Below are 26,376 nucleotides of genomic sequence, written 5' to 3'. Positions count from 1 at the left end.
GGGGGCGGCCGACCGTCGGCGGCGGGGGTCCTGGACCCCGCCGCCGGTGGCCCGGCCGTGACCCCCATCGGGTGGGGATATGAGGCGATGACGCGACGTATCGAATGGATCCACGGCTGGCTGCTGCTGACGCCTGCCCTGGTGCTGCTGTTCGCCTTCACCCATGTTCCGGCCGTCAAGACGATCATCGACAGCTTCTTCTCCACGCCGCGCGGTGCGCGGCCGGCGACATTCGTCGGCACCGCGAATTACGAGTTCCTGCTGAACGACGCGACCTTCTGGCGGGTGCTGGAGAACAATGCGCTCTACGCGCTTGTCACCATTCCGGTATCGATCGCGCTGGCGATCGCCATGGCGCTTTGGGTCGACGGCAAGCTGAAGGGGCGCGGTTTCGTCCGCATGGCCTATTTCGCGCCGACCGTGCTGCCGCTGATCGCCACCGCCAATATCTGGATGTTCTTCTATACCCCCGGTTTCGGTCTGATCGATCAGGTGCGTGCCCTGTTCGGCGGCGCGCAGGTCAATTGGCTGGGCGACCCGCAACTCGTGCTCGGCGCCGTCATGGTGGTGGCGATCTGGAAGGAGGCGGGCTTCTTCATGATCTTCTATCTGGCCGCCCTGCAATCGATACCGCCCAGCCTGCGCGAGGCCGCCGCGATCGAGGGGGCGAGCCGCTGGACCTTCTTCCGCCGCGTGACCTTTCCGCTGCTGATGCCGACGACGCTGTTCGTGTCCATCAACGCGGTCATCAACGCGGTGCGGCTGGTCGACCACATCTTCGTCATGACGGAGGGCGGGCCGGACAATCACAGCTCCCTGCTGCTCTACTACATCTACGAGACCGCGTTTAAGTTCTGGGATACCGCCTATGCCTCAACACTGACGGTGGTGGTGTTGGCGATTCTCTCCGTGCTCGCGATCGGGCAGTTCCATCTGATCGACAGAAGGGTGCATTACCGATGACGGCGCGCTCCCTCTCCGCCGGTATCGGCCGGTCCGTGGACTATGACCGGCTGTTGAATTCGCTGGGGGCCTGGGCGCTGGCGCTGATCTGGTTCCTGCCGTTGATCTACGCGCTCTGGACGGCCTTCCATCCGGGGGAATTCGCGACCCGGTTCGATCCTCTCGCGCCGCTTACCCTCGACAATTTCGCGCGCGCCTGGGAGGCGGCGCCCTTCGCGCGCTATTTCCTCAACACGGTGCTGCTCGTCACCTTCATCCTGGTGGGGCAGTTCGTGCTCTGCACGCTCGCGGCCTATGCCTTCGCGCGCTATCGCTTTCCGGGTTCGTCTATCCTGTTCACGCTGGTGCTGCTGCAACTCCTCGTGATGCCCGATATCCTGATCGTGGAGAATTACGCCACCATGCGCATGCTGGGGCTGGTGGACACCATCGCGGCGATCGGCCTGCCCTATATCGCGTCGGGCTTCGGGATTTTCCTCCTGCGCCAGACCTTCATGACGGTGCCGAAGGAATTGGAGGAGGCTGCCCGGGTCGAGGGGGCGGGCCCCCTCGGCGTCATGCTGAAGGTCTATGTGCCCCTGGCCAAGCCGACCTATCTGGCTTATGGGCTGGTTTCCGTCAGCCATCATTGGAACAATTTCCTCTGGCCGCTGATCGTCACCAACTCGGTCGAGACGCGGCCGGTTACGGTCGGGCTCTCCGTCTTCTCCGCCGTCGATCAGGGGATCGACTGGTCGATCATCACGGCGGCGACGCTGATGACCTCCGGCCCGCTATTGATCGCCTTCCTGTTGTTCCAGCGCCAGTTCGTGCAGAGCTTCATGCGCGCGGGCATCAAATAGCCGCATCCCCGAACGGTGGGGACTCACAGCCGCTTGAACATCACATGGGCGTCGACGAAGCCGTGCGTCGGATGCGCGAAGGCACCGGGCAGGGTGCCGACGATCGCGAAGCCCTCCCGCTGCCAGAGGCGGACGGCCCCCACGTTCGTGGCGACGACGAAATTGAACTGCATCGCGCGATAGCCGCGTGCCCGCGCCTCGTCCTGGGAATGGCGGCACAGCGCGGTGGCCAGCCCCTTGCCCCGCGCGGCCGGGTCGGTGGCGTAGCCGCAATTGCAGACATGGGCGCCGCGCCCCGACTGATTGGGTTTCAGGAAATAGGTGGCGAGGATGCGGGTGCTTCCCTCCGCGTCCTTCTCCTCGGCGACGAAGCTTGCCTCCGGTGCCCGGGTCCAGAGGCGCCGCGCCTCCTCCTCCGCGATATCGCCGGGATAGGGATAGCTGTCCCCGGCGTCGAAGATCGGCTGCAGGATCGCCCAGACCGCGGGCCAATCGCGGTCTTCATAGGCACGGATGTCGGCCATGATCGTCTCTCCCGTTAAAGGGACAGGATACGATCCATGAAGCGGGCGATCACGCTTTCCGGCGCGGCCTGTTCGGTGGTGTCGGGATCGTCGCCCGTCGCTTCCATCCGGCGGGGGCGCGGCGGCAGATATTTGTTGGTCGGCTTGCAGCCCTGCTCCGGCATCAGGTCGTAGCCGCCACGCGCCGCGACCAGCTTGGACACGTCGCTCTCCGGATCGCCGAGATCGCCGAAGCTGCGCGCGCCGGCCGGGCAGGTGCTGACGCAGGCGGGAACGCGCATATCCGCCGGCAGCGCCGAATTATAGATCCGATCGACGCAGAGCGTGCATTTCTTCATCACGCCGGCGTCCTCGTCATATTCCCGCGCGCCGTAGGGGCAGGCCCAACTGCACAGCTTGCAGCCGATGCAATGGTCGGCATTGACCAGGACGATTCCGTCCTCGGCCCGTTTATAGCTGGCCCCCGTCGGGCAGACGGTGACGCAGGGCGCATCCTCGCAATGCAGGCAGCTTTTCGGGAAATGCACGGTCCGCCCGCCCTGGCCGTCCTCCGCCTCGACCTCGAAGCTGTGGATGCGGTTGAACCAGACGCCGGACGGGTCCGCGCCATAGGGGTTGTGGTCGGGCAGCGGGCCGGAATGGCCGCCAGTATTCCATTCCTTGCAATGGACGGCGCAGGCATGACAACCGACGCAGATGTCCAGGTCGATGACGAGGCCGAGCTTGCGGGCCGGTTCGACGGTCGGGAGGCTGGTCATCGCCGCGTCTCCTCTTCGTCCGCGCCCTCGGTCGGGAGCGCCTCGTCGATCCGCCGTCCGCCGCCCATGGCCGCGATGCCCGTGCCGGCGGCGGCATGCACCGCGCGCTGGCCGATCCAGTCGGCCTGGCGGGCGGGGGTGGTTTGCGCGACCCCGTCATTGCGGCCGACCGCGCGCAGAACCGTGGGCCGTCCGCCGGTGGGGGGCGGGGCCTCCAGGCGCTCGAACATCGGCTCCGTCGTCCCGGCCTCGTGGGGGGCGCATTTCTCGACCCGCACGCGCAGATCGTACCAGGCGGCCTGCCCCGTCACCGGATCGGCGTTGGCATAGCTCAACCCGCCGTCGCGCACCGGCAGCAGATCGTTGATCAGATGGTTGAGGAGGAAGCCCTTCTCCGTCTCCGGCGCGCCTTCGTCGAGGCCCCAGGCCCCGCGCCGCTTGCCGATCGCGTTCCAGGTCCACACGGTGCCCTTCTCCACCCCGTGCATGGTTTTGATCTGCGCCTTCACCCGCGCGATGGGGGAGGTGATCCAAACCCAATCATCGTCGCGCGCGCCGATCGCCGTCGCTGTTTCCGGGTGGAGATAGAGGCGGTTGCGCGCCGTGATCTGGCGCAGCCAGGCATTCTGGCTTCCCCAGCTATGATACATATGCATCGGGCGCTGGGTGATGGCGCTGAGCGGGAAGTCGGCCGCGCTCTGCCCCGCCTCCTCGGAGGTTCCCTCGAACGGCGGATACCAGAAGGGGATGGGGTCGAAATAGCGCGCGACGCGGGCCCGGTCCTTCTCCGGCGGCTGGTTGGGGCCGTGGCCCTGGGCCGCCAGACGGAACTTCTGCATCACCTCGGAATAGAGGCGAAGGACGATCCGGTCGCTGGAGGGAATCCAGCCCTTGGCGTGCGCGTTCTCCAGATAGGCCTTGTTGGCGTGCTTGAAATAGAGCTGGTCGTCCGGGAAATGCTCCCGCCAGAAGCCGCCATTCTCGATATAGCGCTTCAGTTGGTCCGGATTGACCGCGCCGCGGCCGTGATCCGCGCCCGTCTCGCCGCGCCAACCGGCCAGCGGGCCGATACCCGGCGCGCGCTCGTGATTGACGATGTAATCGGGATAACCGCCGGGATAGGCCGGATTGCCGGCCTCGTCGACGAATCCCGGCAGGCGCAGCCGCGCGCCCAGTTGCAGCAGCACATCCTGGAACGGCCGCACGTCGCGGTCGGGTTCCACCACGGGCCAGCGGATGGAATCGCCCGGCCCCTCCGCCCCGCTGATCGGGCGATCCAGCAGCGAGATGCAATCCCACCGCTCCAGATAGGTGGTGTCCGGCAGGACCAGATCGGCATAGGCCACCGTCTCCGAATAATACGCATCGGAATAGATGATCCTCGGGATACGGTAGCTGCCGTCCTCCTTCTTGTCGGTCAGGTATTTCAGCGTCGCCGGGACGTTCATCGCGCTGTTCCAGCCCATGTTCGCCATGTACATGAACAGCACGTCGACCTCGTAGGGATCGCCGGCCCAGGCATTGTGCAGCACCATGTGCATCAGGCCGTGCGCGGCGATCGGATATTCCCAGCTATAGGCCTTGTCGATGCGCAGCGGGGTGCCGTCCTCCTCGACCAGCAGATCCTCCGGCCCCGTCGGGAAGCCGAGGGGCATGCCGGACAGCGCCTCGTTCGGCCCGGCGGCCGGCCCCGCCGGTTTCGGGCCCGGCGGGCAGGGGCGCGGAAAGGGCGGCTTGTGGCGGGAGGAGCCGGGCCGGTCGATCGCGCCCAGCATCATCTGCAACAGATGAAGCGTCCGACAGGTATGGAACCCGTTGGAATGGGCGGAAATCCCGCGCATCGCATGCATCGCGACGGGGCGTCCCGTCATCTTGTCGTGCCGGCGTCCGGCCCAATCGGTCCAGGCGACATCCAAATCCGCGCTATCGTCGAAGGCGGCTTCCGCCAACTCACGCGCGATGCGGCGGATCGTGGCGGCGGGCACGCCGGTCTTGGCGGCCGCTTCCTCCGGGGCGAAGCCGGGCTCCAGGAACCGTTCCGCCACCAGTTGGAAGGCCGGTACGGCGCGCCGGCCGTCGGGCAGCGCGCGTTCCCCCGCCAGGACGGGCCGGGCGTCCGGATCGTCGGAGGGCGCGCAGGCGCCGCGCGCGCCGTCCCAGACCAGTTCGCGCCCCTCCTCGTCCCGGGCGTAAAGGCCGTCATCGGCCGCGCCGGGATCGCGGATCACCAGGAAGGCGGCATCCGTCATCGCGGCGAGCCATGCATGATCGATCCGGTCGGCGCGCAGCAACTCCCGGATCAGCGCGCCCGCGAACAGGCCGTCGGTGCCCGGCCGCACCCCGACCCATTCGTCGGCGATCGCCGAATAGCCGGTCCGCACCGGGTTGATGGAGATCACCTTCGCCCCGCGCGTCTTCAGCTTGCCGAGGCCGAGCTTGATCGGATTCGACTCGTGATCCTCCGCCACGCCGAAGAGCAGGAACAGCTTGGTCCGCTCCCAGTCGGGTTCGCCGAACTCCCAGAAGCTGCTGCCGATCGAATAGAGCCCGGCCGCCGCCATGTTGACGGAGCAGAAGCCGCCATGGGCCGCGAAATTATGCGTGCCGAACTTGGCAGCCCACCAGCCGGTCAGCGATTGGCTCTGGTCGCGGCCGGTGAAGAAGGCCAGACGCTTGGGATCGCGGGTGCGGACATCGCCCAGCCAGTCGGTCGCGAGGCGCAGGGCCTCCTCCCACTCGATCTCCTCGAATTCGCCGGCGCCGCGCGGTCCCACGCGCTTCAGCGGCTTGGTCAGGCGCGCGGGCGAGAGATGCTGCATCAACCCGGCCGATCCCTTGGCGCAGAGCACGCCCCGGTTCACCGGATGATCCGGATTCCCGTCGATATAACGGATCGCGCCATCCTTCATATGCACCCGGATGCCGCAGCGGCAGGCGCACATATAGCAGGTGGTCTTGCGGATTTCGTCCGCGGCCGGGCGGGTGAGGGGGACGTCGGGTTCCTGGAAGGCCATGGCCTCTTTTCGGTCGGTTCGATGACGATGTCTGACAATTCTCGCCTGATTCTATAGAGGAAAAGCTTCCCCTTCCGACCGTGCCAATCCCTCATGTTCGATTCGGCCAGTCCGAGAGTCGATGAACGCCGGAATATTTGCTTTTTGACAACCATTGGATGACGCGCCTACCGTGATTAGGCAACCGAACTAATAAGCGGCGTTTCCGGGACCCACCGGCGGCCGCATCACGATGGGTGGAGGTTGATCATGCAAGGGGCTTTGTCCACGGCGACGTGGTTCTGGCTGTTCGTGCCGATGTTGAGCGTGCTCGCGCTCTCTCTTCTCACTTACTTCCTCAAGAAGTAGCGGACAGGGGAAGGGAACGGCACCATGGCCATGGGAACGATATTCGCCTTCGCGATCTATCTGATCGGGATGCTGGCGATCGGGCTGATCTGCTACAAGCTGACCAGCAATCTTTCGGATTATATTCTCGGCGGCCGTGGGTTGAACCCCGCCGTCGCGGCGCTCTCGGCGGGCGCGTCGGATATGAGCGGATGGCTCCTGCTGGGCCTGCCGGGCGCGGTCTACGCATCGGGCATGAACCAGATATGGATCGGCATCGGGCTCGTCATCGGCGCCTACCTCAACTGGCAGTTCGTCGCCAAGCGGCTTCGCGTCTATACCGAGGTCGCGAAGGATTCGATCACCATTCCGGACTATCTGGAGAATCGGTTCGATGATCGCTCGCATATCCTGCGCATCATCTCGGCTGCGGTGATCCTGTTGTTCTTCACCTTCTACGTATCCTCCGGCCTCGTCGCCGGCGGGGTGTTGTTCGAGGAGACGTTCAACCTCTCCTATCAATGGGCGCTGTGGATCGGGGTGCTGGTGATCGTCTCCTACACCTTCCTCGGCGGCTTCATGGCGGTGAGTTGGACCGACTTCGTGCAGGGTATCCTGATGTTCCTGGCGCTGATCGTCGTTCCCATCATCGCGGTCAACGAGATGGGCGGCTGGGACCAGTTGACCGACACGGTCGGCCAGATGGACCCGAGCTATAACGGCGTCATGACGGACATGACCCTGATGGGCATCATCTCCTTGATGGCCTGGGGCCTCGGCTATTTCGGTCAGCCGCATATCCTGGCCCGCTTCATGGCGGTGCGCAGCCCGTCCGACGTGCCGACGGCGCGTCTGATCAACATGGGCTGGATGATCTTCGGCCTCTATGGCGCGATCTTCGTGGGTTATTCCGGTATCGCCTATTTCGCCGACAACCCGTTGGCGAACAGCGAGACCGTCTTCATCTCCTTCGTCCAGGTGTTGTTCCACCCCTGGGTGTCGGGCTTCCTGCTGGCGGCGATCCTGGCGGCGATCATGAGCACGATCGATAGCCAGTTGCTGGTCTGCTCCTCGGCGCTGACGGAGGATATCTACAAGGCCTTCCTGCGTAAGGACGCCAGCCAGAAGGAACTGGTCCAGGTCAGTCGCCTCGCGGTGGTCGGGATCGCATTGCTCGCGACGCTGCTGGCGATGGACCGGGACAGCAACGTCCTCGACCTCGTTAGCTACGCCTGGGCCGGGTTCGGCGCGGCCTTCGGGCCGATCGTCATCCTCTCGCTCTTCTGGCGGGGCTTGAGCCGCAACGGCGCGGCCGCCGGTCTCATCGTGGGGGCGGTCACGGTCGTCGTGTGGAAGCAGCTCTCGGGCGGTCTTTTCGACCTCTACGAGATCGTGCCCGGCTTCATCCTGTGTGGCGTCGCGGCGATCCTGGTCAGCAAGATCGGGCCCGCCCCGTCGAAGACGGTCACCGACGACTACGACCGCACGGAGGCGTCGCTGCGGTCCGGTCGGATAGAAACGGCGGGGTGATGCTTTTCTAGAAAAGCATTCGATGGCGCGCTAAGTGTCGTCGGGTGCCTGGAAGATATCGGGTTCCGCCGCCGGCCTCGGCCGGCGGCGGGCTCGCTTCCGCCGGGTGAAACCAAGATCAGGGACAGAGAACGGGCAGGGAGAACGGGTAATGGCGGGAGCAATGGTCCTGAGGAAGCCGCTGGGCGAGCGGAGCGCGCTGCGCGCGGCGATCGACCGGCACTACCGCGCGGACGAGACCGCGTGCATCGAGAGCCTGCTGGGCCAACTCGACCTGAAGGACCAATCCCGCGCCAATATCGATTCCTATGCCCGCAAGCTGGTCGAGACGGTGCGCAAGGAGACCGCGCACCAGGGTGGCATCGACGCCTTCCTGCATGAATACGGCCTTTCCACCCAGGAAGGTGTCCTGTTGATGTGCGTGGCGGAGGCGCTGCTGCGCGTGCCCGACGACGGCACGCGGGAACGTCTGATCCGCGATAAGCTGGGCACCGCCGATTGGAAGAAGCATCTGGGCCATTCCTCCTCCCTCTTCGTCAACGCCTCCACCTGGGCGTTGATGATGACGGGCAAGGTCGTCGGGATGCACGGTTACAAGGGACGTTCGCCGGATGCCGTCATGCGTCGTCTCGTGGCGCGCCTGGGCGAGCCGGTGGTGCGCGAGAGCGTCAATCAGGCGATGCGCATCATGGGCCGGCAGTTCGTCATGGGCCGGACCATCGAGGAGGCGCTGGAGCGCGCCGAGAGCTTCGAGAAGCGCGGCTACAGCTATTCCTACGACATGCTGGGCGAGGCGGCGCGGACCATGGCCGACGCCAAGCGCTATTTCCAAAGCTACAAGCAGGCGATCGAGAAGATCGGCGCCCGGGCCGGGAAGCGCGGGCCGATCGCGGGGCCGGGCATCTCGGTCAAGCTGTCGGCGCTGCATCCGCGCTACGAGGTCGGTCACTACGCGCGCGTGATGGACGAGTTGGTGCCGCGCCTGCGCGCGCTCTGCGTCGAGGCGGCGAAGCACGATATCGGCCTCAATATCGACGCGGAGGAGGCGGATCGCCTCGACATCTCCCTCGATTGTATCGAGGCGATCTCGGCGGACCCGGACCTCAAGGATTGGAGCGGCTTCGGCGTGGTCGTCCAGGCCTATCAGAAGCGCGCGCCCCATGTGCTCGACTATCTGGCCGACATGGGACGGCGGCACGGGCGCCGCTTCATGGTGCGTCTGGTCAAGGGCGCCTATTGGGATATGGAGGTCAAGCGCGCTCAGGAATTGGGGCTGGGCGGCTATCCGGTCTTCACGCGCAAGGCCAACACGGACGTCTCCTATCTCGCTTGCGCGCGGAAACTGTTCGCCAACCGCGATGCCTTCTATCCGCAACTCGCGACGCACAACGCCCATTCGATCGCGGCCGTGCTGGAATTCGCGGGCAATGAGCGGGATTTCGAATTCCAGCGCCTGCATGGCATGGGCGAGGAACTCTACGAACAGGTGATCGAGCAGGACGGCATCGGCGCCGGCTGCCGCATCTACGCGCCCGTCGGCCAGCATGAGGACCTGCTGGCCTATCTCGTCCGGCGGCTGTTGGAGAACGGTGCCAACAGTTCCTTCGTCAACCGGATGCAGGATATGGACACGCCGGTCGAGGAGATCATCGCCGATCCGATCCGGACCGTCGCCGCCTATCGCCGCAAGCCGCATCCGCGCATTCCCATGCCGGCGGATATCTATGGCCATGACCGGACGAACGCCAAGGGCGTGGATTTGAGCGATCGCGTGGTGCTCGACCGTCTGCGCGAGGAGATGTCGGAGGTCCTGGGCAAAAGCTGGCGCGGCGGCCCCATCATCGACGGCGCGGCGCGCGACGGGCAGGCGGAGAAATCCGTCGTCTCGCCCCAGAACCACGCGCTCACCATCGGAGAGGTAAGCGAGGCGACGGCCGATCAGGTGGACGGCGCGCTGGCCACCGCCAGCAAGGCGGCGCGCGAATGGGCCGCCCGCCCGGCGGAGGAGCGCGCGGCCTGCCTGGAAAAGGCGGCCGACCTGATGGAAGCGGAGATGTCGCGCCTGATGGGCCTCTGTGTCATCGAGGCCGGGAAATCCGTGATGGACGCCGTCGCGGAAATTCGGGAGGCGATCGATTTCTGCCGCTACTACGCCCTGCGCGCGCGCAACGATCTGGCGAAGGGCGAGCGGCTGCGCGCGCCCGACGGCCGGGGCGGGGAGGTCGCGCTGACCGGCGGCGGCGTCTTCACCTGCATCAGCCCGTGGAACTTTCCCTTCGCGATCTTCAACGGCCAGGTGACGGCGGCGCTGGTCGCCGGCAACGCGGTGATCGCCAAGCCGGCGGAGCAGACCCCGCTGATCGCGGCGGAGGCCGTGCGCCTGCTGCATCGCGCCGGCGTGCCGGGGGAGGTGCTGCATCTCCTGCCGGGCGACGGGGAGCGGGTCGGCGGCGCGCTGGTCAAGGACCCGCGCGTCACCGGCGTGTGTTTTACAGGTTCGACCGAGGTCGCGCGCATCATCAATCGCACGCTGTCCAAGCGGGCGGGCGAGATTCCGCCGCTGATCGCGGAGACCGGCGGCATGAACGCGATGATCGTGGATTCGACCGCGCTGACGGAGCAGGTCTCGCGCGATGTCATGATCTCCGCCTTCCAAAGCGCGGGGCAGCGCTGCTCGGCCCTGCGCGTTCTCTATGTCCAGGACGACGTGGCGGAACGCACGATCGACATGATCGCGGGCGCGATGGAGGAACTGACGGTAAGCGACCCCGCGCTGGTCTCCACCGATGTCGGTCCCGTCATCGACGAGGAAGCGCAGTCGATGCTCAACAGCCACATCAAGCGCATGCTGGGCGAGGCGAACGAGGTGAAGCGCGCGAAGCTGGGCGGCGGCACCGACGCGGGAAGTTTCGTTACCCCCGCCGCCTTCGAGATCGACAATATCAACGTCCTGCAACGCGAGGTCTTCGGCCCGATCCTGCATATCGTGCGCTATAAGGCCGACCGGCTGGATCAGGTCGTCGATGCGATCAACGCCACCGGATATGGCCTGACCTTCGGCATTCACACCCGGATCGACGAGACCTGGAAACAGGCCTTCAACCGGGCACGGGTGGGCAATACCTACGTCAACCGCAACCAGATCGGGGCCATCGTCGGCGTCCAGCCCTTCGGCGGGCAGGGGCTCTCCGGCACCGGGCCGAAGGCGGGTGGGCCGCACTATCTTCACCGCTTCGTGGCCGAGACCAACGGCGGCGGTTCGGGCGCCGGCGCGGACTGGGCGACATCGCCGGATTTGGCGGAAAAGGTGCTCTCGGGCGAGAGCCTGAAATCCGCCCTCGCCGCGATCGAGGCGGAGGGGCGCGAATGGGGCGGCGACGTGGAAACGCGGGCCGATGCACTCGATGAGGCGGCGGATATGCTCGACCGGGACGGCGGCCCGCTCAAGGGCGTGGACGGCGCCGACAAGGCGGAGCGCGCGCGCGCGGCCCATTTCCTGCGCGTCCATGCGGCCCAGGTGACGGCGGAGTTCACGGAGCCCCTGGCCCTGCCCGGCCCGACGGGGGAGCGCAACGAGATGAGCCTCTGGCCGCGCGGGCTGGTCGCCTGCGTGGCGGGCGAGGGTCCGCGCGCCTTGAGCGCGCTGGTCGCGCAGTGCGGGGCCGCGCTTGCCGCCGGCAACATGGTGCTGATCCATCATCCGGATGGGAAGCTGGCCGGGGGCGTCGCTACCCTGTTCCACAAGGCCGGCGTGCCCAAGAACAAGGCGGTGGCGGTCGCGCCGGGCAAGGACCGGCCGCTCACCGATCTGGTCGCCTCGGGGCAGGTGAACGCGGTCGCCTATGCCGGGCCGTTCGAGCGGGCTTGCGGCATCAATGCGATCCTGGCCGATAGCGACGGAGAAATCCGCCCCCTGATCCTCTTCCGGGAAAGCCCGGAAGAGGCGCCGGGCGAATCGGCGGCACCCGGCTTGCCGCTGGTCGGGGGGCCGAACTACCTGCACCGCTTCGTGCACGAACGCTCGCTCAGCATCGATACGACGGCTTCGGGCGGTAACGCGTCCCTGCTGTCGATCGAGGATGGCGGCGGCCGGAGCCTGCCCGGCGAGCAGTGATTCCGCGTGAAACGTGACGGCTCGGCGTCGTTATTGTTGCAGCGCGGCGGCGGCCGTCCCACAATCCGCGATCATAAGGGCGCCGACCGGGCGTCGTCGAACAGGACAGGAGGTGTCACGGCCATGCAGTGGAGCAAGACAATCGGGAAGACCGCCGGGGCGGCCGCGCTGGCCGCGGTGCTCGCGACGGGCGGCCTCGCCTCGGGCGGGGCGTCGGCGGAAAGCTGGGATATGCCGACCCCGTATCCGGACGCGACCTTCCACACGCAGAACATCATGCAGTTCGCGGAGGATGTGAAGGAAGCGACGGACGGCGCGCTGGAGATCACGGTTCACTCGGCCGGGTCGCTCTTCAAGCATCCGGAGATCAAGAACGCCGTCCGCAGCCGTCAGGTACCGATCGGGGAGTTCTTCCTGTCGCTTCTGACCAACGAGAACGCGGCCTTCGGGATCGACTCCCAACCGTTCCTCGCCACCACCTACGAGCAGGCGGAAGCCCTCTGGCGCGCGCAGGCGCCGGTCGTGACCGAACTTCTGGCGGAGCAGGATCTGATGCCGCTCTATGCCGTGGCCTGGCCGCCGCAGGGGCTCTATACGAAAGAGCCGGTCGAGACGGTCGAGGATCTGAAGGGCATCAAGTTCCGCTCCTACAACGCGGCGCTGGAGAAGTTCGCCCAGCTCGCCGGCATGGCCCCGACGCAGGTCGAAGTGCCGGATATTCCGCAGGCTTTCGCCACCGGGCGGGTCGAGGCGATGATCACCTCGCCCTCCACCGGCGCCAATTCGAAGGCGTGGGATTTCGTCGAGCATTATTACGACATCAAGGCGTGGGTGCCGAAGAATATCGTGGTGGTGAACCGCAAGGCCTTCCGCGCGTTGGATGAGAGCGTGCAGACCGCCGTCCTCAACGCCGCCAAGGCCGCCGAGTCGCGCGGTTGGCAGATGAGCCAGGAAGAGACCCAGGCCAAGACCGATATGTTGAGCGAGAACGGCATGGAGGTGCATCAGCCCTCCGAGGCGCTGATGCAGGGCCTGAAGCAGATCGGCGAGGAGATGATCGCCGATTGGAAGGCGGAAGCCGGCCCCGCCGGCGAGCGTATCCTCGAAGCCTATCAGGCCGATTGACGGTGACCGGCGGACGCGTCGGGGCCGGATGCCCGGTTTCGCCGCGCCCGCCGTCACGAGACCCGGGCGAGGTCCCGAAGCGCCCATGCGCGCCATTCTGAACCGGCTATATGAGGTAAGCGGCCTGATCGCCGCCGCGTTCCTGGTCGCCATCTGCGCGGTGGTCGTCGCGCAGGTGGCGCTCAACGCCATCGATCGCGTGGCGGGGCTGTTGACCGGCTCCGCCATCGGGTTGGTGATCCCCTCCTATTCGACCTTCGCCGGGCTTTTCCTGGCGGCGGCCAGTTTCTTCGCGCTGCCCTATGCCTTCCGGCATGGCGCGCATATCCGTGTCTCGCTGGTGCTGCAGCATATCCCGGCGGGTGCGCGCCGGGGGTGCGATATCCTGGGCGCGGCGATCGTGACGCTCTTCAGCGCCTATTTCACCTGGTACATGGGCGTGCTGGCGCTTGAATCCCACGCGTTCGGCGACGTGACGTCCGGCATGGTGCCAGTCGCACTTTGGATTCCGCAGGGGGCGATGACGTTGGGGCTCGGTGTGCTGACCATCGCCTGCCTGGACGACCTGGTCGTGCTGCTCCTGGGTGGGGAAGCGGCCTTCAACGCGGAAGGACAGCAGTTGCTCGCCGGTAGGGACGAAGGCGCCTCGGGGTCCGCGGCCGGGGCCATGGGTCGGTCCACGGATGGGGGCGGGCCCATGGATGGGGACGGCCGATGACGGAAATCCTGCTGTCCGCCGGCGTGGTGGCGTTGCTCTTCGCCCTGCTGGCGATGGGGGTGTGGGTTGCCTTCGCGCTGTTCCTCGTGGGGGCGCTGTCGCTGCTGGTCTTCTCCAACGCGCCGCTCGGCACGGTGCTCGCCACTTCCACCTGGGGGGCGAGCAACAGTTGGGCCCTGGCCGCCCTGCCGCTCTTCATCTGGATGGGCGAGATTCTGTTCCGATCGAAACTCTCGGACAATCTGTTTTCCGGCCTGGCGCCCTGGCTGACGCGGCTGCCGGGGCGGCTTCTGCATGTGAATGTCTTCGCCTGCGCGGTCTTCGCGGCGGTTTCCGGCTCGTCGGCGGCGACGGCGGCGACGGTGGGTAAAATCTCGATCCCCGAACTGACGAAGCGCGGCTATTCCGAACGGATGATGATCGGCACGCTGGCGGGCTCCGCGACGTTGGGGCTGCTGATTCCGCCCTCGATCATCCTGATCGTCTATGGCGTCGCGACGGAACAGTCGATCGCGCGCCTCTTCGTCGCCGGGGTTCTGCCGGGCGTGTTGCTGGTGCTGCTGTTCTCCGGCTTCATCGTCGCCTGGGCGCTCGTCAATCGCGCCAGGGTGCCATCCCAGGAGGACCGGACGAGCCTCGCGGAGCGGCTGCGGGCCGGGCGTGAACTGCTGCCCGTGATGCTGCTGATCCTGGGCGTGATCGGGTCGGTCTATCTCGGCATCGCCTCGCCGACGGACGCGGCCGCTGTCGGCGTGGTAATCGCGCTGATCCTCGCCTGGCGCTCGGGCGACCTCTCCTGGACGAGCTTCCGGGACGGGCTGATGGGGGCGGTGCGGACCTCCTGCATGATCACCTTCATCCTGGCGGGCGCGGCCTTCCTGACGACGGCGATGGGCTTCGCCGGAATTCCGCGCATGCTGGCCGCCTGGATCGGCGATATGGGGCTCAGCGCCAACGAGTTGCTGGTCGCGCTGACGATCTTCTTCGTGGTGATGGGCTGTTTCCTCGATGGGATATCGATCATCGTGCTGACCACATCGATCATCATGCCGATCGTGGAGCAGGCGGGCATCGACCCGATATGGTTCGGCATCTATCTCGTCTTCGTGGTGGAGATGTCGCAGATCACGCCGCCGGTCGGCTTCAACCTGTTCGTGCTGCAATCGCTGACGGGCAGGAATATCCTGCAAGTCGCCTGGGCGGCGCTGCCTTTCTTCCTGTTGATGGGGGGCGCGATCGTGATCCTGACGGCGGTGCCGGATCTCGCGCTCTATCTGCCGAGCCTCATGGGGCGCTGACCTCCCAAGGCGCTATCGACAGTTCGGCCGCAGCCTGACCAGTCCCCAGCCGAAGCGCGAGTCCCGTCCTTCCTCCCCCAGATCGTGGGCATAACGTTTCATGCTGGCGCGGATCTTATCCGGGTCGGCCGGGAAACCGGCGTCGAGATGAAGCGCCACCATCGCGGTGATGAAGGGGGTGGCCATGGAGGTGCCGGATTGCTGGCGCAATCCCGTCGGCGTCTCGGTCAGGACATCGACGCCGGGCGCGGCGAAATCGATATAGGGCCCGGCATTGGCGAAGGGGTAGAGTTCCAATCCCCGGTCGATCGCGGTGACAGCCAGGCTTTCCGCCGCCGCGGCCGGCCAGGCGGGGCGTGCCTCCGGTCCGTGGTTCCCGGCGGCGGCCACCATGATCAGTCCTTTCGCGCTCGCGGCGTGGGTCGCCATGCGCATCAGCACATTGTCGCCCCCCTCGATGGCGAGGTTGGCGACCTGCACGCCATTGCCGACCAACCAATCGATCGCCCGGATCAGGGCGGCCAGATTGCCCTTACGGCGCCCCTTCCAATATTCGAAGATATTGGCGGCATAGAGTTTGGCGCCCGGCAGCAAGCCGCCGGACCGGCCGGGGCGCGGCTTGCCGATCAGCATGATCGCGATGGCTGTGCCGTGATCCTCCGCCGTCTCCCGGCGGTCCGCCTTGATCAGGCTTTCATAGACGAGGTCCCGGTCGATCAGCGCCGGATGCTTGGCGTCGACCTTGCCGTCGATCTGGCCGAGGACGAGGCCCTTGCCGCAGCTTTCCGGTACCTGCCCCCAGCCGACGGCGTCGCGGGCATAGTCCTGGCGGGTTTGGGCGATCTGCACCCGGCCCGCGTCCCGCCCCGCGCCTCTGCCCGCGCCCCGCGAAAGGTCGAGCAGGTCGTTGGTGTCGATCAACGCATCCGGCATCGCTTCGCGCAGGCGTCGCATGGCCTCGGGCAATGTCAGGTCGTCCGGCGTGCGAACCCGGAGCATTTCGACCGCCAACGCATCCAGGGTGATGCGTTCCAGCAAGCTGAACCCCAACCTCCCCAGGATTGCTTCCGCCTCCGCCGGAGGATCGGCGACGAGGAGTTCGGCGGACTCCACGGCCTTCTCGTGCGCGGGCCGCGCATCCGGGGCCGGCGCGGCCGCGTCCGGGAGCGCGTCTTCCACCGCGCCCTCCGACACGGAACCACGGCGGGTTCCGACGACGCGGCCCTGCGTGTCATATTCGAGCACGGTCCAGCCGGAATGCCCGGTTCTCTCCGTCGCGGACGGTTCCTGGGCCGTCGCGGCCATGCTCAGACCCAAGACAAGCATAACCGCGACCGGAATAACGGCCGTGTTAAAGAAGCGCGCCTTGAGTATTCCCCCCGTTATGTTCCGCATCGCGATCTTCGCCGCTTTGTTTATCTTGTATCAGGTCGAGCCAGTCGTCCTCGGACAGCGTGGCGACGCCGAGTTCCGATGCCTTCTTGGCCTTCGAGCCCGCGTCGGCCCCCACAATGACATAATCCGTCTTCTTGGACACCGATCCCGCGACCTTCGCGCCCAGGGATTCGGCGCGGGCCTTCGCCTCGCTGCGCGTCATCTTCTCCAGCGTGCCGGTGAAGACCACCGTCTTGCCCGCGACGGGAGAGCCATCGGCGGCGGGGGCGGCGACATCCGTCACGTCGAGCTCCCCGGCGAGCCCGTTGAGGACGGTCAGATTATGGGCCTCCCCAAAGAAGGCGGCGAGGCTGTCGGCCGCCGCCATGCCGACCGTATCGATGCCGGTCAGTTCCGCATAGGCCTCGCCGACGCGGTCGGGCTTCTTGGTCTCGTCCGGGGTTTCCTTGCGCTCGTCCGCGACCCTCTCCATCGCCGCGCGCCAGGCGTCGAGGGAGGTATAGTTGCGCGCCAGAAGCTTCGCCGTCGTCTGCCCGACATGGCGGATGCCGAGGGCATAGATGAACCGGTCGAGGGGAATTTCCCGCCGGTCCTCGATCGCCTCCAGCAGGTTGCGGACCTTCTGGTCGGCCCAGCGATCGCGTCCCTTGATCGCCTCGGCATGGGGGGCCAGACGGAAGATATCGGCCGGCTCCTTGATCAACCCGTCGGTCCAGAATTCCTCGATCACCTTGGTGCCCATGCCTTCGATATCGAAGGCGTCGCGGCTGACGAAATGCTTCAGACGCTCGACCGCCTGTGCATCGCAGATCAGTCCGCCGGTGCAGCGCCAGACGACCTCGCCTTCCTCGCGCTCCACGTCGCTGGCGCAGACCGGACACTTGTCGGGGAAGCGATAGGATTCCCCGCCGCCGTCCTCGGTCACTTCCAGCACCTGGGGGATCACGTCGCCCGCGCGCTGGATACGCACCTTGTCGCCGATCTTGACGCCCAGACGCTCGATCTCGTCCTGGTTATGCAGGGTCGCGCGGCTGACCACCACGCCGCCGACCGTCACCGGCTCCAGATTGGCGACGGGGGTCAGGGCGCCGGTGCGGCCGACCTGGATGGTGATGTCCTTGACCAGGGTTTCCGCCTTCTCGGCGGCGAACTTGTGGGCGATGGCCCAGCGCGGCGCGCGGCTGACCTGCCCCAACCGCTGCTGCCAGTCGAGGCGGTTGACCTTATAAACGACGCCGTCGATATCGAATTCCAACGCGGCGCGCGTCCGTTCGATCTCGCGATAGTGGTCGAGCATCTCGGCGACCGTTCGGCACAGGCGCGCGGGCTCGTTCAGCGTGAAACCCAGACCTTCGAGCGTCCGGCGCGCCTCGTCTTGCGTTTCGCCCAGCGCGCGGCCGACCTCGCCCCAGGCATAGCCGAAGAAATGCAGCGGCCGGTCCGCCGTGATCTTGGGGTCGAGTTGGCGCAGGCTGCCGGCGGCGGCATTGCGCGGATTGGCGAAGACCTTGTTGCCGCGTTCCTCTTGCCGCGCGTTGAGGGCGAGGAAATCGGACTTGCGCATATAGACCTCGCCGCGCACCTCCAGAACCTCGGGCCAGTCGCGGCCCGGCAGGCTTTCCGGCACGTCGTCGAGGGTCAGCATGTTGCGGGTGACGTCCTCTCCCTCCGCGCCGTCGCCGCGTGTCGCGGCATGGACGAGACGCCCGCCCTCATAGCGCAGATTGGCGGAAAGCCCGTCGATCTTCGGCTCCGCCAGGACGGCGACCTCCTCCTCCGCGCCGAGGCCGAGGAACCGGCGCACCCGCTCCACGAATTCCTCGACATCCGCGTCCGCGAAGGCATTGCCGAGAGAGAGCATCGGGATCGCGTGGCGGATCTTGCCGAAGCCGCTCTTCACCTTGACGCCGACGCGCTCGGACGGGCTGTCGGCGCGCTTCAGGGTGGGGAAGCGTTCCTCGATCGCCAGATTCCGCTGGCGCAGCGCGTCATAATCGGCGTCGGGGATTTCCGGCGCGTCCTCCTGGAAATAGAGGGCGTCGTGATGGCCGATCTCCATCGCCAGCCGGGCGAGTTCCTTACGCGCCTCCGCTTCGCTCAATGCGTCGACGGGTTTCTCGGATGGCTTGCCGCTCACGCCCGCACTCCCTCGCGCAGTCGGTCGGCGGCGGCCCGGGCCTCGTCCGTGATTTCGGCGCCGGAAAGCATGCGGGCAATCTCCTCGCGGCGCTGTTCGTCCGACAGACGTTCCACGGCGGTCGACATATGGCCGTCGCGCTCCGCCTTGGCCACGCGCCAATGGTCGGCGCCACGGGCGGCGACCTGCGGGCTGTGGGTGACGACCAGCAGTTGAACGCGCCGGGCCAGACGGTCCAGGCGCTCCCCCACCGCGGCGGCGGTGGCACCGCCGACGCCGCTATCCACCTCGTCGAAGACGAGGGTCGGGATGGTACCGACCTCGGCCAGACAGACCTTGATCGCCAACAGGAAGCGGCTCAGTTCCCCGCCGGACGCGATCTTGTCGAGCGGCCCGGCCGGCATGCCCGGGTTGGTCTGGACCCGGAAGGCGACCTTGTCGATGCCGCGGGGGCCCCAGGCGCTCTCGTCCAGCATGTCCTGCTGCGTTTCGAACCGGGCTTTCTCCAGCTTCAGCGGCGGCAGTTCCGCGTTGACCGCGCGGTCCAGTGCCTCCGCCGTCCGGCGCCGGTCCTCGGAAAGTGTCCGCGCCGCCTCCAGATAGGCCTCGCGGGTGCGGGCGGCTTCTTTATCCAGCGCGGCGATCCGCTCCTCCCCGGCGTCGAGGAGGGAGAGCCGCTCTCCCAGGGTGTCGCGCAGGGCGGGCAGGGCGTCGACTTCCACCTTATGCTTGCGCGCCACATCGCGCAGCGCGAAGAGACGCTCCTCGATCGTCTCCACGTCGCTGTCGCCGCCATCCATCTCCGCGCCCGCGCGGTTGAGGGCGGCGAGCGCCTCCTCGATCTCGACCGACGCCCGGTCGAGCGCGGCCAGCGCCGGATCAAGGCGGCCCTCCGCCTTCGCCGCGACCCGGTCGAGCGTGCGTTGCGCCGCGCCTACACGGCTTTCCGCGCCTTCGCCGCCGCCGATCTCCTCCAGCGCGGCGGTCAGCGCTTCCACGATCTGTTCGGCGTTTTGAAGCATCGTGCGCTTGGCCGCGAGGTCGGCTTCCTCCCCCGGCTTCGGGGCCAGTTGGTCGAGTTCCTCCACCGAGAAGCGCAGAAATTCCTCCTCCGCGCGGGCCTGGGCGGCGCCGGCGCGGGCATCCTCCAGCTTCTTCATGGCCGCGCGCCAGATGCCGTGCGCTTCCTTCGTTCGGGCGCGGGCGTCGTCCAGCCGGCCATAGCTATCGAGCAGCCGGATATGCGTGGCCGAATCCATCAGGCCCTGTTGGTCGAACTGGCCCTGAATCTCGACCAGCGTCTCGCCGACCTGCTTCAACAGGCCGACGCCGCAGGGCGCGTCATTGATGAAAGCCTTGCTGCGTCCGTCGGCCGACAGTACGCGCTTGAGGGTCAGACGGTCCTCCGGCTCGATCTCATGTTCCGCCAACAGGGCCCATACGGGGTGCCCCTCCGGCGGGGCGAAGCCGGCAACGACCGTCGCGCGGTCGGCGTCCGGGCGCACCAGCCGCGCGTCGCCACGCCGGCCGAGCGCGAGGCCCAGCGAATCGAGCAGGATGGATTTCCCGGCCCCCGTCTCGCCCGTCAATACCGCGAGACCCGATCCGAAGTCGAGATCGAGCCGGTCGATCAGCACCACATCACGGATTGAGAGGTCGCTCAGCATGCGCGTTCGGTTCGGCCTCCGGCCTAGAAAATCCAGTTCCAGGCGGATCGAAGCCAGGAATTCGTCGAGGGGTCCGCCGCGAGATCCTTGCCCTCCAGCAGGGCGTAGGAATCACGATACCAGGTGCTGCCTGGGAAATTATGACCGAGAACGGCGGCGGCCGTCTGTGCTTCCTGCGTGATGCCGAGCGCGATATAGCATTCGACCAGCCGGTGCAGCGCCTCTGGAACGTGGGTGGTCGTTTGATATTCCTCGATCACTGTTCGGAAGCGGTTGATGGCGGCCAGTTGCTCGTCCCGGCGCTGATAGTAGCGGCCGATAGCCATCTCCTTGCCCGCAAGGTGGTCGCGCGTCAGGTCGATCTTCAGCGCGGCGTCGCGCGAATATTCCGAATTGGGGAAGCGTTGCACCACCTGCTGCAACGAATCGAGCGCCAACTTGGTCACCCGTTGGTCACGTTGCACATCGACGATCTGTTCGTAATAGCTGATGGCGCGCAGGTAATAGGCATAGCCAATGTCCCGGTTCCCGGGGTGCAGGTCGGTGAAGCGGTCGAGAGCGATGATGGCCTCGTCATATTCATCGGCGAGATAATGCGTATAGGCCGTCATGAGCTGGGCCTTCGTCGCCCAGACGGAATAAGGATGTTGGCGATCCACCTCCTCGAAGGCGGTCACCGCGTCCTCGAAATTCTCGGCTTCCAGTTGGTCGAGCGCCTCGTTGTAGAGTTCCTCCACCGGACGCTCGACATATTTCGGTTCCTCGTCGCTCGAACAGGCCGCTAGCAGGCCGAGCGCCGCGATCCCGATCAGGGCGGCGCGCAGAGCGCGGAGGGCGGGGCGAGGGACGCTTTCGCTCGTCATCGGACGCATCACCGGAATGCCGTGGTCGGGCCATGCTGCAACAGGTCAGCCATTCCCATGTCATAGTGCCTTGGCGCCCATCGGAAAAGGGGGGATGGGACCCGAACGACGATCGAATGATGGGGAATCGGCAAGATCACCCGGGGGATCGCTCCCAAAACGGACCGGTACGCGGAGGCGAATGGCCCGGCGACGACAGGGAAGCGATGCGGGGAAGGCGGGGGAACTAGGACGGCGAGACGGCCAGGTCGGTCGCCGGAACCAGCGCGTAATTGTCCTTGTCGGCGAACAGCGCGCGCAGGAGGCGGTTGTTGATCGCATGTCCACAGCGACGGCCGCGCAGATGTCCCCGCAACGAATGGCCGGCCAGGGCCATGTCGCCGATACAATCCAACACCTTGTGACGAACGAACTCGTCCTCGAAGCGCAGCCCGTCCTCGTTGATGACCCGATCGCCGTCGACGACCACCGCGTTTTCGAGACTGCCGCCAAGGCCAAGCCCCGCCTTGCGCATGGCCTCCACCTCATGAAGGAAGCCGAAGGTACGCGCCCGGGCGATCTGGTCCCGGAAGGTGTCCGGCGTGACTTCCAGGAAAAGTTCCTGACGGCCGATAGCGCGGCTCTGGAATTCGATGTCGAGCCCGATGGTGAAGCCGTCGGCGGGTTCCAGCGCCGCGCGCGACGCGCCGTCCTCGATCGCAACCGGACGGTCGATGCGCAACACCCGGCGCGTGGCCTTCTGCCGCACCACGCCGGTGCACTCGATCAGGAAGACGAAGGGCTCGCTGCTGCCGTCCATGACGGGAACTTCCGGAGCGTCGAGTTCTACGATGGCGTTGTCGATACCGCAGCCGGCGAAGGCCGCCATCAGATGCTCCACCGTGGCGACCCGGCTGCCATGATCGTTCGTCAGCGTGGTGCACAACCGCGTGTCGCAGACCGCGTCGAAGCGCGCCGGGATGTCGCGCGCGCCATTCTTGAGGTCGATCCGGCGGAAGACGATTCCCGTATCGGGCTCGGCGGGGCAGAGGGTCATGCCGACTTGCTCGCCACTATGCAGACCGATGCCGCTACAGTCGATCGGAGCCTTTAGGGTGGTTTGCGCGGTATTGTCGACGCCGCCGGTGCGCACTTGATCGGAGAGCATGCCGCTCGGCGATACCCAACGCGTATCGAGCCGGTTCGTCTCTTCGCTCATTCCGTCAAGCATCATCGTCCCCACACCTAATACGACCCTAGCGATGCGTCATCCGTGAAACGGTGCCGCCTTACCTGTACGTCGTGGCATGCATGCCACGACCGGGGGATTGAACGCGCGATCACCTTGTTTCCGTCGCCCCATCGTCCGGTTTTCGCCGGAATCGCCGCCGATCCTCAATGAGGACGATCGGTGCCGGCCCGAACGAACGGTGGACGTCTATCGCGCTATTTGCCCCTCGAAACCACTCTTGTGCCGGAGCGCGAAATCGTTGTTCTTGCCAATCCGCTTATCCAGCAATTGCTGATGTAGCAACGGGGCCTCAAGCTCTCAAATCAAATAGTGTTACGGAATGTTGCACTGCACGTAAATTTACGGAACTCCAATATGTCCTTGGGATGTCCATGAATTCAAGCGACTTCATGATGTTGTTCCGCCTGGATTTCCTGGGGGTGGTTCGGGGGGCCTGGCTAGCCTTCAAACCAGTTCGGCCGCCCCTGTCGAGGGGCGGCCGTACCGGTCCTGGCTCCGATGTTTCACGCCCTCGCGGGCGGACCCGTGGCGGCGGTCGCCACGCGTCGTGTCGTCAATTCGCCTGACGACGCAGGAAGGCCGGAATCTCCAGCATCTCCTCGTCGGCCCGGGTCGGGGCCTGTTCCTTGGCCTCCGGTTCCGCGCGCGCCGATTCGGCGGGCTGGGCCCGTTCCGTGGCCACGGCTTGCCGCGGCGTCTGGCCGTCCGGCCGCTTCAGGAGGGTCGGCTCGCTCGCCTGGGCGGCCGCGCGTGGGGCGGGCCGGGCGTCCTGTTCCTCCCCGCGCGCCCCGAGGCCAAGTCCGGTCATGCGGCTGAACAGGCCGGCTTTCGGCTTCGGTTTGCTTGCCTCGCGGCCGCTGCCATTGGCCATGGCGGCTTCGGCGAAGGCATCGGCCCGGGAGGATTGCGGCCGCGCGCCCTTCATCTCCTCCGGCCGGGATGCCTGAGGCGGGATGAAGGCATCGCGCGGGCGTACCGGCTCGGGTGCGCCCTCCGCCTTGTGGCGCGTCGATGCGGGGGGCGCCGACGCGGGAGCCGCCGGACGGGCATGGTCCGCGTGCTCCGCCCGCGCGGGGGGCGTCTCGTCGTCATCCATCGGGAAGAGAGCCGCTTCCCGGGGCGCTTCCGCCGGATGCTCGGCCGCGCCCTGTTCCTCGCCGGATACGGCTTCCGCCCGCTCGCCGGTGGTCTCGGCGACATGCGTTCCCTCGCCGTGCGCGGCGGAGGTGGTGGCCTCCCCGTTCGGCGCCTCCTCGGGCGTGGCGATGGTTTCGTTCGCGGCGCCGCCGCTGGGATCGATCTCGGCGACCTCGATCGACTCGGCGGAGGGCTCCTCGCCGCTTTCCGCTTCGGCGGCGATCTCCGCGGGGGTGTCCTCGGGCGTCGCGGCGGGAGCCGTTTGGGCGCGGCCACGCAACGGGGTGGACGTCGCCTGCTTGCGCGGCAAACCCTGATAGGCCTCGCCCTCGATGCCGGTGGCGACGACGGAGACACGCATCATGCCGTCCAGTGACTCATCGAAGGTGGAGCCGAAGATGATGTTGGCGTCGGCGTCGACTTCCTCGCGGATGCGGTTCGCGGCCTCGTCGACCTCGAACAGTGTCATGTCAGCCCCGCCGGTGATGTTGATCAGCACGCCGCGCGCGCCCTTCATCGACACATCCTCCAGCAGCGGGTTCGAGATGGCGCTCTCGGAAGCGACGATGGCGCGGTTCTCGCCCTCGGCCTCGCCGGTGCCCATCATGGCCTTGCCCATCTCGCCCATCACCGTGCGGATATCGGCGAAGTCGAGATTGATCAGGCCCGGCATGACCATCAGGTCGGTGACGCCGCGCACGCCGGAATAGAGCACGTCGTCCGCCATCTTGAAGGCGTCCGCGAAGGTCGTTTTCTCGTTGGCGACCCGGAACAGGTTCTGGTTCGGGATGATGATCAGGGTGTCGACGAACTGTTGCAGCTCGGTGATGCCCTGTTCGGCCGCCTTCATGCGGTGCACGCCCTCGAAATGGAAGGGCCGCGTTACCACGCCGACGGTCAACAGGCCGGCCTCGCGCGCGGCCTCGGCGATCACGGGCGCGGCGCCCGTGCCGGTGCCGCCGCCCATGCCGGCGGTGATGAACACCATGTTGGCGCCCTGCAGGTGGTCGAGCATCTCCTCCATGCTCTCCAACGCCGCGTCACGGCCGATATCGGGACGCGCGCCGGCGCCGAGCCCCTTGGTCACCGTCGCGCCGAGTTGAATCTTGCGATCCGCCTCCGACTGCTTGAGCGCCTGGGCATCGGTGTTGGCGACGATGAACTCGACCCCCTCCAGGTTGGAGCGGATCATGTTGTTCACGGCGTTGCCGCCGGCGCCACCGACGCCGACGACGACAATTCTGGGCTGCAAGTCCCCCTCCATCGTTGGGGCTTGAATCTTTATCGTCATGGCTGACCTCCTTTCGAGTCTACCAGAGCCAGGATGCGGGGAGAAAGCCGCCGGACAGGCGACGATTCCCCCGGTTCACCGCGCCGCTGGACGGGCGGGCGGGACCTCGGTCGCCGCGGCCCGGCGGGCGCGCGGCATGAATTCGTGGCGGGGCGGAAAAGCGGTTCAGAAGTTCTCACGAAACCACCCCCCCATGCGGGCCAGGAAGCCCGTTTGCGGACCGGACGGCGGCACGGTGGCGCTGCGCGCCTCGCCGCGATCGTCGACCGCGAAATGCAGCAGGCCCGCCGCCGTGGCGAAGGCGGGACCGCCCGTCGCCTCGGCCAGACCCGCGATGCCGAGCGGCCGGCCGAGCCGCACCTGCTTGCCCAGCGCCCGGGCCGCAACGTCCCGAACGCCGGGAAGCTGGCTGGCTCCGCCGGTCAGCACGACGCGTTGTCCGGCCAATCCGGCCACGCCGGAGGTATCCAGCCGGCGCTTGACCAGTTCGAAGGTCTCCTCGATCCGCGCTTGGATGATCGAGACCAGGAAGCTTTTCGGCACGCGGTTGGATGAGGCGTCGTCCTCTTCGCCGACTTGCGGGGCGTCGAGCAGTTCGCGATCGTCGGAGGCGGCCGGAACCGCGCTGCCGTAGAGGGTCTTGAGGCGCTCGGCGTGGTTGACCGGCGTGGCGAGGCCGCGTGCGATATCGGAGGTCACATGGTGCCCGCCGATCGGAACGCTGTCCGCATGAACGGCGGCCCCTTCGTAGAAGACGCAGAAACTTGTCGTCCCGCCGCCCATGTCGATGACCAGGGAGCCCAAATCCTTCTCGTCCTCGACAAGGGCGGAGAGACCGGCGGCATAGGGCGCGATCGCCAGATCGGAGACGTTCAAATGGCAGCGCGAGATGCAGGTCGCGATATTCTGGACGGCCGCGCGGTTGGCGGTGACCAGATGCATTTTCACGCCCAGGGTCTGGCCGTGCATGCCGCGCGGCTCGCGCAGCAGCGGGCTGCCGTCGACCGAATAGCCGGCGGGGATCGCGTGCACCAGCATGCGGTCCTGAAGGTCGACCGAATTGCGGGAATCCTGCAGCAGGCGCCGCAGGTCGAGGTCGCGAATGGCGCCGCCGCCGATCACCATCTCCCGCAGGAGCTGGGTCGAGGTCATGTGTGGGCCCGCGATCGAGACCACCACGTCCTCCAGCGTCGCGCCGGCCATCTGCTCGGCCGCGTGGACCGCGGCGAGCACGGCGCGATAGGCGGCCTCCATATCGACCAGAACGCCGCCACGAACACCGGCCGAGGCATGATGGCTCATGCCGGTCACGCGGATGCGTCCCGCCTCGCTCACCTTCGCGATGAAGCAGCAGACCTTGCTCGATCCGATATCAAGCGCCGCTATGGTGCGTTCCGTCGCCACCGCCGTGCTTCCTTCTCAACCCTTCGTTTCGTCTTTCC

General features: G+C 66.7%; 17 protein-coding genes. 7 read left to right on the top strand and 10 right to left on the bottom strand.

The window, feature by feature from the left end; translation table 11 throughout:
• Nucleotides 1-87 precede the first annotated feature (87 nt).
• Both KAJ83_RS12100 and KAJ83_RS12095 read left to right on the top strand, forming a co-directional pair.
• Nucleotides 88-963 carry a carbohydrate ABC transporter permease gene (locus KAJ83_RS12100; protein ID WP_210682331.1) on the top strand — a complete coding sequence of 292 codons (876 nt, stop codon included), beginning with the start codon at nt 88-90 and terminating at the stop codon, nt 961-963.
• Nucleotides 960-1,805, top strand: coding sequence for a carbohydrate ABC transporter permease (locus KAJ83_RS12095; protein WP_210682330.1), 846 nt, complete (start codon nt 960-962; stop codon nt 1,803-1,805). Before KAJ83_RS12100 ends, KAJ83_RS12095 begins: the two co-directional genes overlap by 4 nt.
• 23 nt (nt 1,806-1,828) lie before the next feature.
• On the opposite strand, the gene KAJ83_RS12090 is transcribed toward KAJ83_RS12095, so the two are convergent.
• From KAJ83_RS12090 to KAJ83_RS12080, 3 genes are read right to left on the bottom strand one after another with little or no spacing between them, the layout of a single operon-like run.
• On the bottom strand, nt 1,829-2,329 hold the full coding sequence (locus KAJ83_RS12090; RefSeq protein ID WP_210682329.1) for a GNAT family N-acetyltransferase: 501 nt from the start codon (nt 2,327-2,329) through the stop codon (nt 1,829-1,831).
• A 14-nt stretch (nt 2,330-2,343) separates the two neighbouring features.
• Nucleotides 2,344-3,087: a 4Fe-4S dicluster domain-containing protein gene (locus KAJ83_RS12085; protein WP_210682328.1), complete on the bottom strand. Its 744-nt coding sequence runs from the start codon at nt 3,085-3,087 to the stop codon at nt 2,344-2,346.
• Nucleotides 3,084-6,101, bottom strand: a complete 3,018-nt coding sequence (locus KAJ83_RS12080; protein ID WP_210682327.1) for a molybdopterin oxidoreductase family protein — start codon at nt 6,099-6,101, stop codon at nt 3,084-3,086. Before KAJ83_RS12080 ends, KAJ83_RS12085 begins: the two co-directional genes overlap by 4 nt.
• 372 nt (nt 6,102-6,473) lie before the next feature.
• Here KAJ83_RS12080 and putP point away from each other — a divergent pair, with 372 nt between their 5' ends.
• The 5 genes from putP (at nt 6,474) to KAJ83_RS12055 (ending at nt 15,213) form a co-directional block, all read left to right on the top strand.
• Nucleotides 6,474-7,958 (top strand): sodium/proline symporter PutP, encoded by a 1,485-nt coding sequence (gene putP / locus KAJ83_RS12075; protein ID WP_210682326.1) that lies wholly within the window; start codon nt 6,474-6,476, stop codon nt 7,956-7,958.
• Between the two features lie 151 nt (nt 7,959-8,109).
• The gene (putA, locus tag KAJ83_RS12070) at nt 8,110-12,072 is read left to right on the top strand and encodes a bifunctional proline dehydrogenase/L-glutamate gamma-semialdehyde dehydrogenase PutA (RefSeq protein WP_246484473.1); all 3,963 of its coding nucleotides are present in this window, start codon (nt 8,110-8,112) and stop codon (nt 12,070-12,072) included.
• A 123-nt stretch (nt 12,073-12,195) separates the two neighbouring features.
• Nucleotides 12,196-13,197, top strand: coding sequence for a TRAP transporter substrate-binding protein (locus tag KAJ83_RS12065; protein ID WP_210682325.1), 1,002 nt, complete (start codon nt 12,196-12,198; stop codon nt 13,195-13,197).
• Between the two features lie 85 nt (nt 13,198-13,282).
• The gene (locus KAJ83_RS12060) at nt 13,283-13,915 is read left to right on the top strand and encodes a TRAP transporter small permease (RefSeq protein WP_210682324.1); all 633 of its coding nucleotides are present in this window, start codon (nt 13,283-13,285) and stop codon (nt 13,913-13,915) included.
• A complete protein-coding gene (locus KAJ83_RS12055; RefSeq protein WP_210682323.1) occupies nt 13,912-15,213 on the top strand; it encodes a TRAP transporter large permease in 1,302 nt (433 codons plus the stop codon). Before KAJ83_RS12060 ends, KAJ83_RS12055 begins: the two co-directional genes overlap by 4 nt.
• A gap of 12 nt (nt 15,214-15,225) precedes the next feature.
• On the opposite strand, the gene KAJ83_RS12050 is transcribed toward KAJ83_RS12055, so the two are convergent.
• The 7 genes from KAJ83_RS12050 to ftsA all read right to left on the bottom strand — a co-directional run bounded on the left by KAJ83_RS12050 (nt 15,226) and on the right by ftsA (nt 26,338).
• The gene (locus KAJ83_RS12050) at nt 15,226-16,518 is read right to left on the bottom strand and encodes a S8 family serine peptidase (protein WP_210682322.1); all 1,293 of its coding nucleotides are present in this window, start codon (nt 16,516-16,518) and stop codon (nt 15,226-15,228) included.
• Between the two features lie 46 nt (nt 16,519-16,564).
• Entirely contained in the window at nt 16,565-18,745 is a 2,181-nt protein-coding gene (gene ligA, locus KAJ83_RS12045) for an NAD-dependent DNA ligase LigA (protein ID WP_343221994.1), read from the bottom strand.
• Nucleotides 18,742-20,412, bottom strand: coding sequence for a DNA repair protein RecN (gene recN / locus KAJ83_RS12040; protein WP_210682321.1), 1,671 nt, complete (start codon nt 20,410-20,412; stop codon nt 18,742-18,744). Before recN ends, ligA begins: the two co-directional genes overlap by 4 nt.
• 23 nt (nt 20,413-20,435) lie before the next feature.
• Nucleotides 20,436-21,275: an outer membrane protein assembly factor BamD gene (locus KAJ83_RS12035; protein ID WP_379786709.1), complete on the bottom strand. Its 840-nt coding sequence runs from the start codon at nt 21,273-21,275 to the stop codon at nt 20,436-20,438.
• Between the two features lie 226 nt (nt 21,276-21,501).
• Entirely contained in the window at nt 21,502-22,473 is a 972-nt protein-coding gene (lpxC, locus tag KAJ83_RS12030; RefSeq protein ID WP_210682319.1) for a UDP-3-O-acyl-N-acetylglucosamine deacetylase, read from the bottom strand.
• Between the two features lie 586 nt (nt 22,474-23,059).
• The gene (gene ftsZ, locus KAJ83_RS12025) at nt 23,060-24,934 is read right to left on the bottom strand and encodes a cell division protein FtsZ (protein ID WP_210682318.1); all 1,875 of its coding nucleotides are present in this window, start codon (nt 24,932-24,934) and stop codon (nt 23,060-23,062) included.
• A 165-nt stretch (nt 24,935-25,099) separates the two neighbouring features.
• Nucleotides 25,100-26,338: a cell division protein FtsA gene (gene ftsA, locus KAJ83_RS12020; protein WP_210682317.1), complete on the bottom strand. Its 1,239-nt coding sequence runs from the start codon at nt 26,336-26,338 to the stop codon at nt 25,100-25,102.
• Nucleotides 26,339-26,376 lie beyond the last annotated feature (38 nt).

This window comes from Marivibrio halodurans, assembly GCF_017963645.1.
Lineage (GTDB): Bacteria > Pseudomonadota > Alphaproteobacteria > UBA8366 > Aestuariispiraceae > Marivibrio > Marivibrio halodurans.
Note: the sequence above shows the minus strand (reverse complement) of the source record. Positions and strands in the feature narration are given on the sequence as shown.

Excerpts from the sequence above, each read along its gene's own strand:
- KAJ83_RS12100 (WP_210682331.1), top strand. The coding sequence starts at position 88 with ATGACGCGACGTATCGAATGGATCCACGGCTGGCTGCTGCTGACGCCT.
- KAJ83_RS12095 (WP_210682330.1), top strand. The coding sequence starts at position 960 with ATGACGGCGCGCTCCCTCTCCGCCGGTATCGGCCGGTCCGTGGACTAT.
- KAJ83_RS12090 (WP_210682329.1), bottom strand. The coding sequence starts at position 2,329 with ATGGCCGACATCCGTGCCTATGAAGACCGCGATTGGCCCGCGGTCTGG.
- KAJ83_RS12085 (WP_210682328.1), bottom strand. The coding sequence starts at position 3,087 with ATGACCAGCCTCCCGACCGTCGAACCGGCCCGCAAGCTCGGCCTCGTC.
- KAJ83_RS12080 (WP_210682327.1), bottom strand. The coding sequence starts at position 6,101 with ATGGCCTTCCAGGAACCCGACGTCCCCCTCACCCGCCCGGCCGCGGAC.
- putP (WP_210682326.1), top strand. The coding sequence starts at position 6,474 with ATGGCCATGGGAACGATATTCGCCTTCGCGATCTATCTGATCGGGATG.
- putA (WP_246484473.1), top strand. The coding sequence starts at position 8,110 with ATGGCGGGAGCAATGGTCCTGAGGAAGCCGCTGGGCGAGCGGAGCGCG.
- KAJ83_RS12065 (WP_210682325.1), top strand. The coding sequence starts at position 12,196 with ATGCAGTGGAGCAAGACAATCGGGAAGACCGCCGGGGCGGCCGCGCTG.
- KAJ83_RS12060 (WP_210682324.1), top strand. The coding sequence starts at position 13,283 with ATGCGCGCCATTCTGAACCGGCTATATGAGGTAAGCGGCCTGATCGCC.
- KAJ83_RS12055 (WP_210682323.1), top strand. The coding sequence starts at position 13,912 with ATGACGGAAATCCTGCTGTCCGCCGGCGTGGTGGCGTTGCTCTTCGCC.
- KAJ83_RS12050 (WP_210682322.1), bottom strand. The coding sequence starts at position 16,518 with ATGGCCGCGACGGCCCAGGAACCGTCCGCGACGGAGAGAACCGGGCAT.
- recN (WP_210682321.1), bottom strand. The coding sequence starts at position 20,412 with ATGCTGAGCGACCTCTCAATCCGTGATGTGGTGCTGATCGACCGGCTC.
- KAJ83_RS12035 (WP_379786709.1), bottom strand. The coding sequence starts at position 21,275 with ATGACGAGCGAAAGCGTCCCTCGCCCCGCCCTCCGCGCTCTGCGCGCC.
- lpxC (WP_210682319.1), bottom strand. The coding sequence starts at position 22,473 with ATGAGCGAAGAGACGAACCGGCTCGATACGCGTTGGGTATCGCCGAGC.
- ftsZ (WP_210682318.1), bottom strand. The coding sequence starts at position 24,934 with ATGACGATAAAGATTCAAGCCCCAACGATGGAGGGGGACTTGCAGCCC.